Genomic DNA, 20,260 nt, shown 5'->3' on the forward strand with positions numbered 1-20,260 from the left:
GTGATCAGTACTATACGAGTTGTAATTGTTGAAGATGATTTTCGAGTGGCGAAGATTAACCGCCAACTAATTGAACAGATTACTGGCTATGAAGTCGTATCGGAACAAAGGACAGCGTCAGAGACCATTGCCTTTCTGCGGCAGTCAGAAGTGCTACCTGACCTAATTTTATTGGATGTCTACATACCCGACAGCCCGGGACTCGATTTATTTTGGTGTTTGCGGAGGGAATTCCCCACCATTGATATTATGCTACTAACAGCTGCGAAAGAGACAAATACAGTACAAGAAGCACTCCACGGAGGTGTGTTGGATTATTTAATCAAACCCGTTGAACCTGAGAGGTTTGCAGAATCATTTAGACGGTACCGTTCTAGTAAAGTATTGCTATCATCAAAAAGCGAACTATCGCAAGAAGATCTTGATCGCATATTATTTGGTATCGAGATGCAACAAACCCCACCCCTTTCAACTGATGGATTGCCAAAAGGTATAGATCGCCTTACGCTTGAGCGCATTGAAAACGTATTACTACAATGTTCAACTGAAGGAATAACTGCTGCTCATGCTGGCGAAGCAGCTGGCGTCAGTCGGTCTACCGCAAGAAGATATTTGGAATACCTTGTATTCGCCGAAAAAGCAAAAGCTCAATTGCATTATGGGGATGTCGGTAGACCGGAACGTACGTATATCAAGCTCTAAATGCTTGCTCGTGAACAAAATGAACAAAATGCATAATAAAAACTATATCCGCCTTATGATCACAAGCTTTTTAGCGACTTTTCGACATGGTACATTATGGACAGCTTAAGAGAGTATATTCAGATACTTCTATTTTGTATCCGCTTACATCTTTCTTTCATTATTTTATCCATTGGAGGGAAATCGCTATGTTAAGTATTATTGGATTACTGACTATTTTTATTATCGTGGCATTACTGATCAGTGGCCGGATTACCCCTATTGTCGGTCTGGTCATTGTTCCCATCTTCGGCGCATTCTTTGCCGGCTTCAACTTCAAGGAAATTGGGGATTTCTTCAACAGTGGAATTGAATCTGTGATCAGCGTTGTCATTATGTTCATCTTTGCTATTCTGTTCTTCGGTGTTATGCAGGATGCAGGTGTATTCAACCCGCTAATTAATACGATGATTAAAATCTCACGTGGAAATGTAGTGGCTGTTGCCATGGCGACAGTAGTAATCGCGGCTATTGCACAGTTGGATGGCTCAGGTGCCTCCACATTCTTAATTACAATCCCAGCGCTTTTACCACTCTATAAAAGATTGAAAATGAATCCTTATTTACTACTACTTCTCGTTGGTATCTCAGCAAGTATTGTCAATATGGTTCCGTGGGGTGGCCCCCTTGGACGAGCAGCAGCTGTGCTTGGTGTCGACGTTACAGAATTGTGGCGTCCACTAATCAAAATCCAAATCGTCGGTCTCCTATTATTAATCGCATTTGCTTTCATACTCGGTTTACGCGAAAAGCGAATCATCGCTAAGAAGGTAGCAAGTGGATTTTTTGATGACGACCTGGATGAGATAGAAGAAGATGAGCAAAAAGTAGACTCTGAAGGCATTCTTCTTCTTCGTCCAAAAATGCTTTGGATCAACGTGATTATTGCCGTAAGCGTTATCGGATTACTCGTTTGGGGAAAAGTGCCAGCAGGCTTTATCTTTATGGTTGGATTCAGTATCGCGCTTCCATTAAACTATCGCTCTGTGAATGAACAAATGGATCGTATTAAGGCGCACGCACCGAATGCTCTACTTATGGCAGCGATCATTCTAGCGGCCGGTTCATTCCTAGGTATTCTTAACGGTGCTAATATGCTAGATTCCATCGCAACAGATTTAGTAAAAGTGCTGCCGGCAATCATTGTGCCATATTTGCATATCATTATCGGGCTCTTCGGTGTTCCGTTCGATCTATTGCTCAGTACGGATGCGTATTATTTCGCATTACTGCCGATTGTAGAACAAGTTGTCTCTAGCTTCGGTGTTCCATCGATTTCCATCGCGTATGCACTAATTGTCGGAAACATTATCGGTACATTTGTTAGCCCCTTCTCTCCTGCTTTATGGCTAGCATTAGGGCTTGCAGGTTTGGAAATGGGAAAGCATATCCGCTACTCATTCCTCATCATGTGGGGGTTCAGTATCGTGTTATTCCTAATTACAATGGCTATGGGTGTTATCACATTTTAAGTTAACTAGTCTGTAAAGATACTATTTTCCATGTAAATACACGTAAAAAGCAACTGGAGAAATTTTCTCCAGTTGCTTTTTTAACGTTCAATCTCCAATATAGGTTCATTAGGATTCGACTTCCCTGCCAATTCATCACGCAATAAATACGCACCTAACATACTGTAGACCGTTCCGTTACCACCTAATCCAATCAGGTAGTATATATTCGGCTCGAATGGATGACGCCCGATGACTGGTAATTCATCTGTTGACTCACCGAATAATGCCGTCCACTTATATTCAAAATCGAGCTTCTGATTAGGAAATAGCTCTTGTAACTCTTTCTTTAATTGAGCGAACTTCTTATCGATTTCTTCTTGTGAGCTTGGTAATGTATCCATATTTTGATCCAAACCACCCGCCACGATACGATTTTCATCGGTTAATCGCATATATAAATAAGGTCGTTTCGTCTCCCATATCATCATACGATCATGCCAGAATGACAAATCGTCTATTGGCTGTGTAGAGATTGCATACGTTACTTTTAAGTCTTTTTGAGGAATCTTCATGTCAGGTGTCGGTGCATAACCAGTAGTGACAACGACCGATTTCGCTTGAAATTCGCCATTCGTCGTTTTTATGAGTACACGTTCTTCTGTGTCATGGATTCCAAACACTTCGGTATGTTCAAATATATCCATACCCTTTTCATATGCGTAATGAATCGCACCCATACACAAACGCAGAGGATTCACTTCAGCATCCCCTGCTGTTACGATAGCTGCGGGCTGCGAAAACGGGAAGTGCGCTTCAATGTCTTCAGGTTCCCAAAACTCTACCGGAAAATCATATTTTTTTAACGCTACGTATTCTTTACGCAATCTAGCTACATCTTCCTCTGTGCTAGCATAGTATAAACTTTCGCGTGTATGAAATTGAACATCAAACGGTGCATGCTCCGCGACGTCTTGCAAATTTTCCATTGCTTTTTTACATGCCTGATAAAACTCCACGGCTTTCTCTTCGCCAATTTGCTCCATCAATTCATGCAACATAATGTCGTTGGAGAACTGTAATAAACCAGTATTGGCAGAAGTACTCCCCCCACCAACTTCCTCTTGTTCAATCAACGCGATCGAATAGCCTTCATTCGCTAGCACGTATGAAGTCAATGCCCCCGACATCCCGCCACCTATTATTGCGATATCATACATATCTTGACGATTCACTTTTACAAAATCTTCTTTAGTAAAAGTCGACTCCCAATATAATGACCCTGTATGTAACTTCATCATGAGCAATCTCCAATCTATTCTTTTTACTTTCTTTACCCTGTATGACTGGCCCTATAAACATAGACAAAAAAGGTACTCAGTCAGTAGCTGAGCACCTCTTCCTTTATCCTCTAAACGGCCACCAAACACCGCGGCCGAATGAAACCGTAATAGCCGGAATTAACAGTGGTAAAATAATTAAACCATAGAGCAGTAATCCCGAAATAACAATCGTCGCAATTTGCATGAGACTCAAGACGCCTGAAGGCATCATTGCACCGAATGTCCCTGCTAAAATCACAGCTGCCGTAATAATTACCGTACCCATCTTCGCCATAGAATGCATCAAGGCTTCCCTGACCTTCATACCCCCAATACTCTCTTCGCGGAAACGATCGAGTAAGAAGATCGAGTAATCTACACCAAGCGCAATCAGCATAATAAATCCGAAGAATGGAACAGCCCAACTGATTCCGTCATAGCCAAGACCGTTGACGAAGATCAATTCCGTAATAGATATCGCCGTGTAATATGTTAGCAACAATGAACCAATCATATACAATGGCATGATCGCCGAACGGAATAAGACAAATAGAACGATGAATAACCCTATTAACATAATGGTGACAGTACGCGTAAAGTCAGCGGATGAAATATCACTCAAGTCCGAGTTCATGCTTGAAATACCACTAAAGGCTAGATCTGCATCTTCAAATGGCGTACCGATAACCGAGCGCTTCACCGAATCTTTAATATCATGTACCGTCGAAATAGCTTCACGAGAATACGGGTTTTCCTTCAAGATGACTTCCATCAGGATGCCTTTTTCGTCATCGAATGTATAGCGGTCAATGACGGGTGTAAACTCTTCATTATCAAGCGTCCCTTTTGGAATGAATAAACCCGTGTCACGCACACTTTTCGTATCCGCCATATCATCGAGCATATCCGCAATTTCTTGAAGACCTGTCGTCACTTCCGCTAAACCATCCTTGGAAGCTTTGACACCACTGCCTAGCTGCTTCAAACCACCTTTTAATTGGCCAATTAGCGAACCACTTTGGTTGATCTGTGATCCAGCTCCTGCAATACCTTTACTGATCTTATCCAATTCATTACCTAAAGCATCCAACCCTCCAGATGCTTGTGCCGCAGGAAGTCCTTGTTGCAGTCCACCAGAAATCTGTGCTAGCTGACCATTGATTTGTTCAATACCGTTTGCGGCTTGGATTAGTCCGACGCCGCCACCCGTTCCGCCAGAAGGCAATTGATTAGCTGCGTCGCGTAAATTATACTGCACCGTTGCCAATCCTAAACGAATTTCTTGTATTCCATCATTCGCTTGTTTCAAGCCATCTGCCATCAAACCGATTTGATGATCTACATATAAGTCTTCCAACAATTCACCAGTTGGTCTTGTAACCGTACGAACACTTTTGACTCCTTCTACTTTCTCCAAGTCTCGAGATATCGCTTCTAAATAGGTAATATCCCCTTCCTTAACAATTGGAGAATCTTTCTTTAACAATACTTGTACGGGTAGTGAATCCCCTTCACCAAAAGCATCTGAAATAAGATTTAATCCCATTACAGACTCTTTACTTCCATCAATTTCATCTACCGTATTGAATGATAAATCATTGTCATACGTCAATAGTAGTGGAATTGTGATGATCGCTACGATTAACATCGAAAGCAGTGGCCGCATAACGGATAATTTACTGAATGCAATCCACAATTTACTATCTTTATGTGTAGCTGCACCTTTTGCAGGCCAGAATAATTTGTCTTTTAAAATGGACATCAACAGTGGTACGACAGTGAATAGGACGAGCATCAACACCGCAATCCCAACTGCTACTGCGACTGCCGATTTAAATATCGGGAAGTCTGCAAATCCGATTGCCGCGAAACCGATAAATACAGCAAGTGCGCTAATGAAAAGTGTGCGTCCTGCCGTTTTATACGTATTGATAATGGCTTCTTCCACTTCATGTCCAGCTAATAACTCTTCTTTATAGCGGCTTAATAACAGAATACAATAATCCGTTCCAAGTCCGAATAAAATCGCTACTAAGAATATTTGGGTATAATTCGAAACCGGGAATCCAAACCAGTCAATGAAGAACGCTACGAATGACTGACTTAACAAATAGGTGATCCCTACCGCCACTAATGGAACAAATGGTGTCACAATCGAACGGAAAACTATGAGCAATAATGCGAAAATCAATACAACCGTAATAATTTCAGTCTTTTTCAGCCCTTCTTGCGCACTTTCATTGACGTCATTATTAATGATTGCTTCGCCCGTCATATACACTTTATCTTCTGTAGAAACGATATCCTTTTTAATCTTTTCAGCCAACTGAATGATTTCATCATCTGTTCCGTCTACCGTGATCGGAAGCAATACAATTTTCCGATCTTCAGAAACGAGCTGTGCTTCCATTTCTTCACTTTCAAACGGATCTAGAACATCCGTCACAATCTTGCTAGCACTCGTAATCTCTTTGGCAGTCGCGGAGATTTCTTGTTTCTTTGCTTTATCTGCCGGTTGATCGAGATCATAAACTAGCGAAATGGTTTCATCTGCTTCACCCGCATCTTCTAGCATTTGTGCAGCCTTTTGGGAATCTGCTGAGTCGAGCAATTGGAAGGAACCTGCTTTTTCCGCCTGCTTTGCCAAATCAGGTGCTAGTATAAATAAAACTGCAGTCAGTATCACGATACCGATCGCAATAGGCCATTTGAATTTCACTATCGTTTTCACGCGTTATCTCTCCTTCGTTACTAAAATCGATTTAAGTTTACGAAATGTCTTGATGAATTGTTCCAGCTCCTGCTCATCAATTTGATCTGTAAACAGGTTTTCAATGCTTTCATTTATCGCCGCATTGGAAACAGATAGTACTTCGTGGCCTTTTGCGGTCAATGAGATTCGATTGATCCGCTGATCGTTCAAGTCTTTTTCAGACTGTACAAGACCTTTTTCAACTAGTTTCTTGAGACGTGTCGAAATGGCACTTTTATGTACGCCTTGAATCTCTGCTAGTTGCCCGCTTGAAAGGTGGCCATAGGCAGAAAGTATTTTCAGTACTTGGATTTGTTCTGGTGAGTAATCTTTCCAGATTGGAACGTCCAAGTTTTTCACGACATGTTCCGTGCCGTAGATCATGACTTCTTCAAATAGTTCTACCGCTTCTTGAAGTTGCTTTTTCAAATTAGTCTACCCCCTAAACCAATAATTAATAGTTTAGGGGGTGGACTAAATAAAGTCAAACAAAAAAGCTAGCTTTGGAGAATTTCTCTGAAGCTAGCTTTTTATGGCTACACCGAATCAAATAATAAAGTATGCGATGACCGAGAGTAGTATGGATGTTACTGTCATCGCAGCCAGTGGTCGCATAGCACGATCTTTTAAATCTCGTAGGCTAACATTGAGACCAAGTCCTACCATAGCCGCTGTTAGTAACCATGTGGTCAATGTGAAGACGCCTTCCATTACATTGTCTGAGACAGGAATGGAGTGACCGAACACGTAGCTTCCTAGAATACTTAGAATGATAAAGCCTACAAGGAACCACGGAAACTCGATTTTATTGCCCGTTTCGTCAGTGTCTTTATGTTTACGTTTCATGATAAATATTAGAATAAAGCAGAGCGGTACTAATAGGAATACACGACCAAGTTTGGCCAGTAATGCAATGGCTAAACCGTCTTCTCCTGCCGGTGCCCCAGCCAAAGCTACATGCGCAACTTCATGTAGACTGATCCCTGCCCACATTCCGTACTCGATTGAATCAAGCGGAAGAATGGGACGCAGAATCGTGTAGCCAATCGCAAATACCGTACCCATCAATGCGATGATCCCTACGCCTATCGCTGTGTCTTCATCTTTTGCTTTAATAATTGGCGCCACTGCTGCAATGGCAGCTGCACCGCAAACTCCTGTCCCGACACCTAAAAGCAAGGAGATATTTTTATCTGCTTTGAATATTTTAGCGAGCCAAATTGTCATGAAAATGGCAAAAATGATGACACCTACATCTCGAGCAAGTAAGCCGAGCCCGTCGCTTAAAACCGTATCTATATTTAATTTCAAACCGTATAAAATGATAGCTGCGCGAAGCAAACGTTTCGATGAAAAAGCAATCCCGCTTCGTATTATTTCAGGATAGCCGAAAAATTGTCGGTATGCCACCGCGATAATAATGGCGCATGCCATTTGTCCGATATGATCGAAACCTGGTACTTTTGCTAATAAATAACCTAAAAATGCAATAAAGAATGTAAATGCTACTCCACCTACCCACGCTCTCCATTTAGATGTACGTTGTGGTATATGCTGTTCTGAAGTCATATCTGAAGAACCCACGATGACAACACCTCCTACTAGTAGTATATAAAACAGCTAGCTATAAGAGAAATAACTATTTATAATAGGTATGATAAGTAATTCTATATACATGAAAGGAGTCGTTCCCTATCGATCAGCAACTGCAAGTATTCATCGAGGTAGCCGAGCAAAAGAACTTCTCTAGAGCAGCGGAAGAACTACATATGACTCAACCCGCTGTCAGTCAATACATTCGTTCATTCGAAGAAACCATTGGGGTGCGATTGCTTGAGAGGACTAATAAATACGTACGTCTGAACCAAGCGGGAGAAATTGTCTATCATCACGCAAAAGAAATTGCGGGACTGTATACCAAAATGCAAAACTTAGTCGATGACTTGGCCAATAAAGCTAGCGGCCCTCTTACCATTGGGGCAAGTTACACATTCGGGGAATACGTCCTCCCCCATATTCTGTCTAAACTAGTCGCAGACTATCCATCGATTGAACCACAAGTCACCATTGGCAATACAGCAGACATCGCGGAGTTAGTCATCACGCACCAGCTCGACGTCGGATTAATCGAAGGACATTTCAAAGAAGCTGCACCACTTCAAAATGAAGACTTTGCAGAAGACGAAATGTACATCGTGACTTCTATCGATCATCCGCTTTCACAGAAAACAGGTCGTCAATCCATTACTGAATTAGAAGATGATATTTGGCTATTACGCGAAGAAGGCTCAGGTACACGCGAAGCGGCAGAGTTATTCTTCTCCCAGTCTGGATTCTATCCAAAGCGCATTATGCAGTTCAGCAGTACACAGCCGATAAAAGAATCTGTCGAAGCAGGACTCGGTGTCAGTTTATTGTCACAGTGGGCGATCCAGAAGGAATTACGCTATGGTGATTTGACGACGCTATCGGTGAAAGGAACCCCATTCAAGCGTCATTTCTCTATTGTGACGAATTCGCCGTTTCAAACGAAGGCGTTGCAGGTGTTTATTGAGTTGTTGAAGAATAGTGAGGATTTGACGGTTTTGAATGTTGAAACGACATCGTGATGTTCTTTTCTGGCTGCTGGGCTGGCGGATGGCTGTCGCGATGGGTCGTGTATAGGGCAGTTCGGGTAGTTGTTTTTAAATGATTTAATGATTAAGAGTATGTCGGATTACGGTTCTTTCTTAAGTGCGTAATAAGCGGAGTTGGCTTGTGGTTCTTGCACGTGCTTTTTCTTTTTCCTGTTTGATCAGGTGGTTGTGGTTTAGCTACCTATGCAAGTGGAGATTCCGTTGTCCCCACTACGGCGCTGGTGGATGGCTTTCGCGAGGAGCCATAGACAGGAAGTTCGCCTGTCTTTGTCTCATCGCTACGCCTACCACAGCAGTCGCTTCGTTGGATTGGGTGTAAGGCAGTTCGGGTAGTTGTTTTTAATGATATTAATGCGTAAGGGACCATGGATTACGTTTCTGATAACAGTGCGTAAGAAGCGGCAATAGGTTGTTGTTCTTGCACGTGCTTTTTCTGTTTCGTGTTTGATCGGGCGTTTGTGGTTTAGCTGTCTATGTAAGTGGAGATTTCATTGCCCTCACTACGGCGCTGGTGGATGGCTTTCGCGAGGAGCCATAGACAGGAAGTTCGCCTGTCTTTGTCTCATCGCTACGCCTACCACAGCAGTCGCCTTCGTTAGATCGTGAGTAAGGCAGTTCGTATAACCCTTTTTTCATAAGTACAAAATCAGTATCACCAAGTCGCTGATCTTCTTCCTATAAGAACCACAACCTAAATAAATACCACTTAGTAGGGCAGGCACAACTGCGGGGTAGGCCGTGGCCAGGAGACAACTGGCAGCACTATCGCCAGCTGGCTCATGGCTGGAGGCAATCCCCCAAGTGCCTGCGCGGATCGAGTAAATGAAAACTCGCTAACTTCAGTACCCGACAACCAGTCGAGCAACGACCACAACAAAAAGTGACAAAGACCCGCAGCCGCATAGTTATTCCGCCAAACGCGTTTGTTAGTCGGGGACTGTACGCTATCTCTTGTTTTACTTTACCGTTTAGAACCACAACCAATATAAATACCACTTAGTAGCGCAGGCACAACTGCGGGGTAGGCCGTGGCCATGAGACATCTGGCGGCATTTTGCCAGCTGGCTCATGGCTGGAGGCAATCCCCCAAGTGCCTGCGCGGGTCCAGAAAACGAACACTCTCTAACTCCAATACCCAACAACCAATCGAGCAACGTCCCTAACCAAAAGTGACAAAGACCCGCAGCCGCCTAGTCTCTCCGCCAAACGCGTTTCTAAGTCGGGTAATACACGCAATCTCTCAGTTTGCTAGACACACATTCTAAATTCAACCCCACTACGAAAAAAAAGACTGTCAAAGTCAGAAACACACTTTGACAGCCTAATCCACTTATACATTAGCTGGAACACCAGATTTCAGCTTCAACACCACCAACTGATCGCCAGCATCCAACGAAATCTTCTTCTGAAGCGTAGCAAATGCTAAGGTATCATTCTTCTTCTTCACAAACAACGCAGTCGCCGAATCAGGAATGATCTCCTTGAACGCCAAATCCGTCTCTGTGCCTTGCCACTCATACAAACCAATTTCATAATCCGTATTGATCTTGCGGTTTAACTCAGGGAAAGTAGCTCCTTCTTCGAACAATAAATGCGCTTTTAATGAAATCGGCAACGCGGATTTACTCATCGTATGGTTGGATACAGCCGTCAACGAGAACGTGTTGTTAAAACCGAATTCAGGCGCAAAGGATTGTGTGATCAATGCGTTATAAGACGCATCTCCTGTCATCGATAAAATCGTATCATACGGCGCCAAATCAATGGAGAAGCGTGACCGTTCCGATAGCATTTGCCCAGTAAATGTATCTATACCCGCTTCGTTCGCCGGGCGCAATCGTCCTTGTGAAGGATCGACAATCAGTACCGGTATTTTCATCTCTTTTAATTGAATAGCTAACGCAATCGAAAAACTGCTCGCTCCAACAATTAACACACCCGGTGGCTCATTACTCGCTAAGTTTAGCTTTTTCGCTAGTGGTCCGAGTGTAAATCCATGAGCGGTTACCGTAATAAAGACGAGAGCAAAGGTCAGTGCGGTTAGCAAAGTAGCTTCTTCATACCCGTCTTCTGCAAGTGTCGCAGCAAAATAACCCGCAACAGTCAATGCGACAATTCCTCTAGGCGCAATCCAGCCAATCAGCAACTTCTCTCTCCAGACCAATTCGGTACCTATCGTAGAAATCCATATGGATAGTGGACGTACAACGAATAACATAACCAATACAAATCCAATGATGGGTAACGTGAAGATTTGCGAGAGCGTTTCTCTTCCGAGTGATGCTGTCAGTAAAATAAAGACCGTCGACGTCAACATGACGGAAACATTCTCAACAAAATGTCCAACGTTACCGATTGACGAAACATAGCGTTTCGTGCGACCGAGAACTAGACCCATAACCGTTACTGCAAGCATTCCCGTTTCGTGCATGATGACTTCTGCCATCGTAAAGCACAACAGTACAAACGCCAAAATGACAGGTGATTTCAAGTACTCGGGAAACTGTCCTTTATGTGCCATCACACTAATCAACAAGCCCATTGCTAATCCGAGAAGCGCGGCAAGTGCAGCGCCCCCAAAGAAGTTCAATAAGTAATTCATCGATAAGTGTTCATTTGTTAATACTTTAATCACTTCATACGCAAATAATGCGAGTAACGGACCGGCGGGATCAACGATAATCCCTTCCCATTTCAAAACGGCTGCGGTTCGTGCCTTTAGTTTCGCATTACGTAGCAATGGAATAATTACTGTCGGCCCCGTCACAACGAAGAGACCTCCAATGATGAACGACACTTCCCACGTTAACCCGGCAATGAAGTGTGCCGTAAAAGATCCTAGAATCCATGCTAAAAATGCGCCCAATGTAACGACTCGGAAAACCGACTTCGAAATGTCCTTAATTTCCCGAAAGTCTAGATTAGAACTTCCTTCAAATAAAATAATAGCAACTGCTAGTGAAATGAGCGGACTATACAGCTCGTCCAATGCCACTTCTGGATTCACCCAGCCAAATATGGGACCGATCAATAAGCCCGCGATCGACATGATGAAGATGGAAGGCCATTGGATTTTCCAGGCTAGCCACTGCGAGAAAATACCGAGAGCCAATATGGCTACGATGCTAATCAGTGCTGCTTCTTCCATACACACACCTACCTTCATAATGAACGTATTTATTTGCTCAGTGTACCAAAAGTGATGCCCTATGCATAATAGAAAGGTAGGTTAGCTTATAAATCTTCTGCTAAATGAATTAAACCATCCGATGAATGGGCGATGCTTTCAATGGCCTGATTAATCTCTTCCAAAATTTGAACCGTGTTTTCGATAGATATGCGTGACTCGGCAGTCTGTTGCTTCATACCACTTACCGCCCCGACAATCCCGTCGTATGATTGGGTCACAAGCTCATTCTCTTTCGCACTATTCTGGATCAACTGTTCCATTAAATTCATAAATTTAGACATCTCGGCTATATGGCTATTGGTGCTTTCAATCATGCCCGTCACTTTGCCTATTGCTTGTTTAGTCTCAATCGACAAATTTCGCACTTCGGCCGCAACTACAGCAAATCCTTTACCATGCTGACCAGCCCGTGCTGCTTCAATGGCTGCATTCAATGAAAGTAAGTTTGTTTGATCGGCAATGGTCGTAATGAGTGTCACGACACCCCTTATTTGCTCAGATGAATGATGCAACGCCTTCATCCTATCCATGAAGCCCGACGTATGCTCAACCATTTGGTCGAACTGTTCAGATTGAGTAATTACCAATTTCTTTCCTGTCACTGAAGTTTTCTCTGTTTCCGTAACAAATTTCAAGTTTTGAACCATCATATTTTCCAGCATGCGTACTTTTTCGGACAGTTCTTCTGTCGAAGCATTCGTCTGCTCACTGATCGCGGCTAGATTCTGGGACGTATTCAACACTTGCCCCTTCACAACCGCTTTGGAATCTTCCACTTTCTGTCGATTGATTTTATTCTCTTCTTCATACGCATCCAAAACCAATTGTTGTTCAAAGTTCATCACTTTCATAAAAGCTCTTAATGTTTTAAATTGTTTTTGCTTAGGCATGTTCTGTTGTTCAATAAAAGCGAAAAACTCTTCGTACAATGATTCAACTGCCGCCAAATACCACTTGGGTTCTAAACCGATATGTACATGGACTTTCGCTATAACGCGACGTTTTTTCAAATAGCTCTCGTCTATCTTCCCTTGAAATATGGACTGCATATGTTTCGTTAATGATCCTTTTAAGCGATCCATACTACTATGTTCTGCAATGATATCTAGTAGGTGTGACTGACCGTCCATCGCTTGGTAGAAACGATTCGTCATTATAGGTAAAACAGGTTGTATTTGCATTTGCATACAAGAAAGAAACTTCAAATCTTGTTCTGTGAGATTAATCATTCGCAGTTGCTGTATTACAGCGGGATATTTTTCTAACGATATAATACCAGTACTTTGCTGTTCGGGGTGATCCATCTCCTGTACCCGAATTTGACTTTTTTCTTTTTTAAATAAACGTAACACTTGGCTTCATCTCTCTCTTAGGATATTAGTATATTATTTCATTCTACTTGTTAATTTTTTCTTGCCTCTATAAACCTTATTTAATGGAACCTCAATTCAGACAAAAGCAGAAGTGGACTATACCACTTCTGTCGATTTTCTACTGACTTACGATAATTTGAATCGATCAACAACACTTCGCAGTTCCAGGGCGATCTGGTTCATTTGATTTGTGGAATCTGCTACTTGTTCCAATTCGCCTTGCTGTGCGGCAGCTGACGCACTTACTTGTTCAGAAGATGCAGCCGTCTGCTCGGAAATGGCAGAGACATTTTGGATGGCTAAAATGGCTTCATCTTTATGTTCCATCATTTCAGCAAGTTTTTCGGATAGCTCCGTAATCGATTCACGAATTTGATCGATAATGCCTGCATTTTGTACAAACGACTCTTCCGTATCGGTAACGGACTGATTTTGATCATCCATTGACTTCATATTTAGTTCAATTACATCAACCGTCTGCTGTGATTCTGATAAGATTTCTTTTACGGTTTCTTGAATTACTTCAGTTTCTCTTCGGGATTGTTCCGCTAGCTGACGTACTTCATTCGCAACAACTGCAAACCCTTTCCCACTCTCACCCGCTCGCGCCGCTTCGATACTCGCATTGAGCGCCAGAAGATTCGTGTTTGCCGTAATACCATGCAATGTTTGAATGACCTGATTAATAGATGAAATTTTATTGGTCAGTGTGGCTATTTGAAGTTGCACTTTTTTATTGACTTCATTAGCAGTCGTATTATGATCCCGTAGTTTTTTCACTTCCGTCATTCCATTTTCTGCAGAACTGGATGCGTCTGTGGATAGCTGGTTCATCATCATGAACATAGTGTGGATGTGATCCATACGGTCTGCTAAATCAGAAATCCGTAGGCTTGTCACTTCAGTGTCTTCTGATTGCTTGGAAGCCCCTTGTGCGATTTCATCCGTAGCTACTGATACTTCCTGATTGGCAGCTACTAACTCTTCGAAGGCATGTGTGACCTGTGCCGATGATTCACTTAACTGCCCCGAAGACAGTTGTACGGTTTGTAGGGCCGCATTTGTCCGACGCAACATATCATTATAGGCAAGCGCCACTAAGCCTATTTCATCGTGGGTTATTTTCTGCTCATCTACCAGCATGGTCAAGTCGCCAGCGGCAGCGGTTTCCATAGATTGTTGTAAAGTTTTCAACGGTCTCAATTGACGATAAATGAAGATTGTAGATGCACTTGACATCAGTAACACGATGACAATGGCAGATATGATCGTAATCCACAAAATAGTAGTAAACGTATCTAGAATCTCAGATCTTGGTGTGACCGTTTGTACTGACCATTTCTCATTAATACCTTTTAAGTTAATGGGAGCAAACGCATTAAATGCTTGTTCATGCAGACTTTGAGAATCTACATACATACTCGCCAATTCACCTTGATTCAGATCTACTTTAGCACTATTCCAATCAATCGCATCCGCCATATTACTATTATTCAATTCCGGCTTCAAACTGTTCGCTGTAATATAACCAGCATCTGTAATGACAGACGCATAACCGCCTTTTGGTTGAATCGTCTTCACTACATCCGTTAAGAAATCTATAGATAAATCGGTTGTCAATAACCCAAAATAGTTTCCTGATGCATCAAGCATGGGTACAGAAATAGTAGTCATGAGAATCGTTTGACCATTCGTTTCATACGGATAAGGTTCTGTCAAAATGGCACGTGCTTCTTTTTGGGGTACGGTATACCAGCTGTTTGCTGTCGCATCATCCATTCCACTTAGCGGTTCCACATTCGTCGTATTGTCTTGCTTAAAGATATATGGAATGAATTGCTGATTTTCATCAAGTAAATTCTTTGGTATGACTTCTCCCTCAGCGAATGCAGACTGATTGACTACCGCAGCCATCCCAGTCGCGTCATCATTTTTTTGTAAATTGCTTTTGATGATACGAATAATTTCATCTGGCTTCATATCCCCAGTCGCTTGTAATGTTTCCAATATGTGACTCGTTGTGCGCAACATTTCATTTGTTTCATTCAGTTTCGCACTGAGAACGAGTGAATTTTTATTTGCACTTTCTAATGCAAATTCTTCAGCATCTTTAATACTTTGTTTATGTAACATGACGCTCGTGACAACTGAGTAGACCAAAAACAGTAATAAGAATAATGCGATAATGAGCGCTGATAATTTCATCGCAATACTTGCAGACTTCTTCACTTTGTAAGCCTCCTAGTAAATTATGAGTAGACTAACAGTATACCTTTAGTCCTTGTTCAAAGTATACTCTTTTAGTGATTTGTCATATAAAAAAACCTTGTCAGATCGACAAGGTTACTAATGGATCATGATGAACTTTCTATTTAATGCACTTCATCTTGCACAGCCTCATTTTCATTCATCAAACTAGCTGAATTAATTTCTACATTTTCCGCTGGCGCTTCTTCTCCGAATTGTTCTGCGTATAATAGTTTGGCAGCTTTTGGGGCCGCCCAGAATGTAGGTAGCAGTAAGAGTGAGACCGGTATCGCAGTGACTACAATAAAGGATTGGATGGCTTCCACTCCGCCTTCACTAATCATCAATAATACACTTGCCACTGCCCCCATGATCACTGCCCAAAATACGCGCATGATTTTGGGTGGATGGCCGTCCCCAGTAATAGCAACCGAAATCGTATACGCCATGGAGTCGCCCGTTGTGACAACAAATAGAATCGTGACTAGAAGAAACAGTGGTCCAATGATCACATTCAACGGCAGTTGCTCGGTAATTGCAATCATCGCTGCAGGCATACCCGATGTATTTAATGCTTCGGATATTACACCTGGCTGAGCCATTTCATAAAATATACCTGCCCCACCGACAGTAGTGAACCAGAACGCGGTGACAATTGGTGCCGTAATGGATACAGCTAATACGAGCTCGCGAATCGTACGTCCGCGTGTAATCGTAGCGATAAAGATTGCCATCATCGGTCCATAACCGAGGAACCAGCCCCAGAAAAAGATCGTCCATGATCCAAGCCAACTAGAATCACCTCGGAATGTTGCCATGCCAAAGAATTCTTGAAGATGCACACCAGATGATGAAATGAATGTATTGATAATAAATCCGCCCGGTCCGAGAATGAGGATCGCGACCATCAAAATCAATGTGATGATGACATTCAAATTACTCAAGAATTGAATCCCTTTACGTAAACCCGTTACCGCCGAAACAGTAGCAATCGCCACTACCCCGATAATAATGAGGATTTGAGTCGTTAACGTATTGGGCACGCCGTATAAGGCTTCCATTCCATAAGCTGCCTGCAGACCGAGAAATCCAATCGGTCCAATTGTGCCGGCAGCTACTGCAATGACGGAAAACGCATCAATAGTAGTACCTAGAGCGCTTTTACGCATAATCTTTTCACCAAGGATTGGGTAAAGCAATGTACGTGGTTTTAACGGCATCCCTTTCGAATAATGCGCATACATTAGCACAATCGTCCCTAACGTACCGAGGATCGACCAGGCAAGAAATCCCCAATGCAAATAGGACTGGGCAAATGCTGGAATAATAGCACTTTCCGTTGCTGATTCGACTCCTGTGAACAATGGAGGACGATCCAAAAAGTGATACATCGGTTCTGCAGCTGCCCAAAAAACTCCGCCCCCCGCAAGCAATGTCGTCATGATCATAGCTAGCCATTTAAAATAACCAATTTCCGGCTTATTCATACCACCTAAGCGAATCTTCCCGTACTTAGAGAATGCCAGGAATAGTGCTATGAAAAATGTACCCATTAATAATAATTGCCAGAACGCTCCAAAGTATTTCACCGCAAATGCAAATGCCCAATCTACCATGTTTGCAACGAAATCCAAGTTAATAAATGATGCGACGACAAATGCTACAAGCAATCCACCGCTAATAAATAAAACGGGACGGTCCGTTTTTGATACGTACTTATTCAAAGTTTTACCTCCTCTAGGCTGCATTTGAGTGTAACCGCTTACTTTCGTTTCATGGAGAAAACTTCTCCATTTTCTTACTTCACTTCTACAATGACATCAATTTCCACTGCTGCACCGCGTGGCAACATCATTCCAACTGCCGTACGTGCGTGTGTACCTACTTCTTCACCGAATACTTCCACCAATAAATCCGAAGCACCGTTCATGACTTTAGCCTGTCCAGTGAAATCAAACGCCGTGTTGATCATGCCGAGAAGCTTCACAAACTTTGTGACGTTTGACAACTCGCCCACTTCTTCTTTAATAGTGGATAGTGCAAATAGTATAGCCTGTCTAGACGCAGCGTAACCCTCTTCTATCGTTAATGTATCGCCTACTTTACCTAGTACATCGTATGACAGCGAGCCCGATAGGAACAAAAGATTTCCTGTGCGCACACAAGATATGTAGTTTCCGCCTTTTGCGCGTTTTTCAGGTAGTTCCAAACCTAATTCTTGTAATTTATCTTCTGGTCTCATGTGTATCCCATCCTTTTTATAATGCGTCTGTTATTTCCTTGCTTGCAGCGATCACGGAAGCAATATATGGTTCCATCGATTTACGATTCCATCTGAATAATGGCCCTGATACAGATAATGCACCGATGACGCTTTGTTGCTTATCAAACACGGGTACTGATAATGCCGCAACATTTGAGCTGATTTCCTCTTCATTTGTTGCATACCCTTGGTTTCGTACTGCTTGTAAAATATGTTCCAGTTCATTTTGTTCTTGTACAGATAACGTACCTAGCACTCTTTCCTGCTGGTCAGATGATTGGAAAGCAAGGATTGCTCTTCCACTTGCACCTAAATGTAGCGGTAGTCGTTTCCCAATTCCAACTGAGCGTCTGATTTCTTGCTGACTTTCATACTCCAATACACAAATGCGCATTTGTCCTGTAGGCATGTAGAATCCGACTGTTTCTCCTGTCTCATTGCGTAACGACATGAGCCATGGTTCTACAACAGGTGCAATAGGCATTTCCGTCAAGATTTTATTCGCATAGTCTAAAAAGATGGTCCCTAATGTATACAGTTTAGAACGTGGATCTTGAAACACCATACCTTCAAGTTTCAGTGTAGTTAGCAAACGGTGTACGATCGTTGTCGATAAACCGAGACCTTTACTTATATCACTGACTCCTTGGGGACCTGACACATCATTCAAATAGTTGATGACGGATATGGCCTTCACCACTGTCGACGATACTTCCTGTGTCTTAGTCATATATATGAACTCCTTTTGCGTGATGAATAGAAAAGAAGAGGAAAGACTGCTCTATTCCTCTTCTTCATCCACTCTTACTTAGTTGCTGTTGATGTAACGAGTTTTATTTTGGCAATAGAATTCAACCGCTTCGCTGCCGAGTTCTTTATATGTTCCAGTGCTTGATTGCTTGTAACCGCCAAATGGCGCTTGGAAGAACGTACCTGTTGTTGTCATATTCACTTTGACAATACCCGCTTGGATTTCATTCAACGCACGGTTCATGTATGTCAGGTTACGTGTACAGATAGCTGCGGACAGACCAAATGCTACATCGTTTGCTACTTCAATCGCTTCATCGATCGATTCGATTTCAATGATGCTAATCACAGGACCGAATACTTCTTCCTGTGCAATCGTCATGTCTGTCTTCACGCCACCGATTACTGTCGGCTCTACGAAGAATCCTTTATCTGACCCTTCGAATACAGGAATACCGCCACCAGTTAGGATTTCGCCGCCTTCAGCTATTGCTTTTTCAATTAGATCCAATGTAGATTGACGCTCTCCATCACTGACTTGAGGTCCCATTGTTACGCCTTCATCCATACCGTTACCAATTTTAATTTTCTTAGAAGCTTCTACTAATTTATCCGTGAACTCTTGACGGATATCTTTGTGGACAAGTACGCGACTAGTCGCTGTACACGCTTGACCTGTTTGACCGTATCCACCTGCTACCGCAAGTTGAACAGCTGCATCCACATCTGCGTCTTCCATAACGAGTAATGGATTTTTACCACCCATTTCAAGTAATACACGCTTCATATCTTTTGCTGCTTCTTTGTAAATTAAGTTTCCTACACGATTCGACCCCGTAAATGTGATCGCTTTGACAGCTGGATGATTAATCATATCTGTTACCAAACGACCTGGTCCTACTAATTGGTTGACGACACCAGCAGGAACGCCAGCTCTTTCAACAATTTCGATGAACTTCTGTGCCGTCAATGGTGTTTCAGATGATGCTTTCAATACGACCGTGTTACCGCTTAGAATAGCCGGTGCAATTTTCCAAGCCGGAATAGACAATGGGAAGTTCCAAGGTGTTACAACTAACACGACACCAAGTGCTTCTTTGTGTAATTCGATCTGTACACCTGGCATATCCGATTCAACGATGCGGCCTGTCATGCGACGACCTTCACCTGCGTAGAACTTAACGATACCCGCTGCATAATTTACTTCTTTGAATGCATCCGCGTATGTTTTTCCTTCTTCTTGTACAATGATACGTGCGATTTCATCTGCTTCTGCTTCCATGAGCGCAGCAATTTTGAATAAATACTCACCTCTAGCAGGAGATGGTGTCTTACTCCATTCAGGGAATGCTTTTTCTGCTGCTTCGATAGCCGCTTGCGCATCGTCAGCATTGGATTGCTGAACCTTCACAACCAACTCATCTGTATTCGCAGGGTTTCTGATTTCCAACATATCTGTGCCCGAAGTTTCTACCCATTCACCGTTAATATAGTTCTTCAATACTTTAACTTCACTTGTAACTGTCATCATGTAT

Annotated in this window: 14 protein-coding genes; 3 read left to right on the forward strand and 11 right to left on the reverse strand. The window is 42.6% G+C overall.

What is annotated here, in order from left to right:
* Together CSV72_RS09200 and CSV72_RS09205 are read left to right on the forward strand one after the other, a co-directional pair.
* Positions 1-702 carry a response regulator gene (locus CSV72_RS09200; RefSeq protein WP_099678084.1) on the forward strand — a complete coding sequence of 234 codons (702 nt, stop codon included), beginning with the start codon at positions 1-3 and terminating at the stop codon, positions 700-702.
* Between the two features lie 188 nt (positions 703-890).
* On the forward strand, positions 891-2,213 hold the full coding sequence (locus CSV72_RS09205; RefSeq protein ID WP_099678085.1) for a CitMHS family transporter: 1,323 nt from the start codon (positions 891-893) through the stop codon (positions 2,211-2,213).
* Between the two features lie 80 nt (positions 2,214-2,293).
* Here CSV72_RS09205 and CSV72_RS09210 read toward each other — a convergent pair whose 3' ends face one another.
* The 4 genes from CSV72_RS09210 to CSV72_RS09225 form a co-directional block, all read right to left on the reverse strand.
* Positions 2,294-3,493, reverse strand: a complete 1,200-nt coding sequence (locus CSV72_RS09210) for an NAD(P)/FAD-dependent oxidoreductase (RefSeq protein WP_233191200.1) — start codon at positions 3,491-3,493, stop codon at positions 2,294-2,296.
* 103 nt (positions 3,494-3,596) lie between these two features.
* The gene (locus CSV72_RS09215; protein WP_099678086.1) at positions 3,597-6,245 is read right to left on the reverse strand and encodes an MMPL family transporter; all 2,649 of its coding nucleotides are present in this window, start codon (positions 6,243-6,245) and stop codon (positions 3,597-3,599) included.
* A gap of 3 nt (positions 6,246-6,248) precedes the next feature.
* Positions 6,249-6,695 carry a MarR family winged helix-turn-helix transcriptional regulator gene (locus CSV72_RS09220; protein ID WP_099678087.1) on the reverse strand — a complete coding sequence of 149 codons (447 nt, stop codon included), beginning with the start codon at positions 6,693-6,695 and terminating at the stop codon, positions 6,249-6,251.
* Between the two features lie 117 nt (positions 6,696-6,812).
* Positions 6,813-7,835, reverse strand: a complete 1,023-nt coding sequence (locus CSV72_RS09225) for a YeiH family protein (RefSeq protein ID WP_099678109.1) — start codon at positions 7,833-7,835, stop codon at positions 6,813-6,815.
* 125 nt (positions 7,836-7,960) lie between these two features.
* On the opposite strand from CSV72_RS09225, the gene CSV72_RS09230 reads away from it, so the two are divergent.
* The gene (locus CSV72_RS09230; RefSeq protein ID WP_099678088.1) at positions 7,961-8,875 is read left to right on the forward strand and encodes a LysR family transcriptional regulator; all 915 of its coding nucleotides are present in this window, start codon (positions 7,961-7,963) and stop codon (positions 8,873-8,875) included.
* A 1,357-nt stretch (positions 8,876-10,232) separates the two neighbouring features.
* Here CSV72_RS09230 and CSV72_RS09235 read toward each other — a convergent pair.
* The 7 genes from CSV72_RS09235 to CSV72_RS09265 all read right to left on the reverse strand — a co-directional run bounded on the left by CSV72_RS09235 (position 10,233) and on the right by CSV72_RS09265 (position 20,256).
* On the reverse strand, positions 10,233-12,050 hold the full coding sequence (locus CSV72_RS09235; RefSeq protein ID WP_143561163.1) for a cation:proton antiporter: 1,818 nt from the start codon (positions 12,048-12,050) through the stop codon (positions 10,233-10,235).
* Between the two features lie 86 nt (positions 12,051-12,136).
* On the reverse strand, positions 12,137-13,444 hold the full coding sequence (locus tag CSV72_RS09240) for a globin-coupled sensor protein (RefSeq protein ID WP_099678090.1): 1,308 nt from the start codon (positions 13,442-13,444) through the stop codon (positions 12,137-12,139).
* A gap of 147 nt (positions 13,445-13,591) precedes the next feature.
* Positions 13,592-15,694, reverse strand: coding sequence for a methyl-accepting chemotaxis protein (locus CSV72_RS09245; RefSeq protein WP_099678091.1), 2,103 nt, complete (start codon positions 15,692-15,694; stop codon positions 13,592-13,594).
* 143 nt (positions 15,695-15,837) lie between these two features.
* Positions 15,838-17,436 (reverse strand): BCCT family transporter, encoded by a 1,599-nt coding sequence (locus CSV72_RS09250; protein WP_233191202.1) that lies wholly within the window; start codon positions 17,434-17,436, stop codon positions 15,838-15,840.
* A 74-nt stretch (positions 17,437-17,510) separates the two neighbouring features.
* Positions 17,511-17,954: a RidA family protein gene (locus tag CSV72_RS09255; RefSeq protein ID WP_029052633.1), complete on the reverse strand. Its 444-nt coding sequence runs from the start codon at positions 17,952-17,954 to the stop codon at positions 17,511-17,513.
* A gap of 16 nt (positions 17,955-17,970) precedes the next feature.
* Complete coding sequence (locus tag CSV72_RS09260) at positions 17,971-18,705, reverse strand: IclR family transcriptional regulator (protein ID WP_099678093.1); 735 nt, start codon at positions 18,703-18,705, stop codon at positions 17,971-17,973.
* Positions 18,706-18,783: 78 nt separating this feature from the next.
* Positions 18,784-20,256, reverse strand: a complete 1,473-nt coding sequence (locus CSV72_RS09265; protein ID WP_233191203.1) for an aldehyde dehydrogenase family protein — start codon at positions 20,254-20,256, stop codon at positions 18,784-18,786.
* Positions 20,257-20,260 lie beyond the last annotated feature (4 nt).

The organism is Sporosarcina sp. P20a (assembly GCF_002743175.1).
GTDB lineage: Bacteria > Bacillota > Bacilli > Bacillales_A > Planococcaceae > Sporosarcina.

What these genes read in the sequence shown, in the direction of transcription:
- CSV72_RS09205 (WP_099678085.1), top strand. Translation starts at nt 891, where the DNA reads ATGTTAAGTATTATTGGATTACTGACTATTTTTATTATCGTGGCATTA.
- CSV72_RS09210 (WP_233191200.1), bottom strand. Translation starts at nt 3,493, where the DNA reads ATGATGAAGTTACATACAGGGTCATTATATTGGGAGTCGACTTTTACT.
- CSV72_RS09225 (WP_099678109.1), bottom strand. Translation starts at nt 7,835, where the DNA reads ATGACTTCAGAACAGCATATACCACAACGTACATCTAAATGGAGAGCG.
- CSV72_RS09235 (WP_143561163.1), bottom strand. Translation starts at nt 12,050, where the DNA reads ATGGAAGAAGCAGCACTGATTAGCATCGTAGCCATATTGGCTCTCGGT.
- CSV72_RS09255 (WP_029052633.1), bottom strand. Translation starts at nt 17,954, where the DNA reads ATGAGACCAGAAGATAAATTACAAGAATTAGGTTTGGAACTACCTGAA.
- CSV72_RS09260 (WP_099678093.1), bottom strand. Translation starts at nt 18,705, where the DNA reads ATGACTAAGACACAGGAAGTATCGTCGACAGTGGTGAAGGCCATATCC.
- CSV72_RS09265 (WP_233191203.1), bottom strand. Translation starts at nt 20,256, where the DNA reads ATGATGACAGTTACAAGTGAAGTTAAAGTATTGAAGAACTATATTAAC.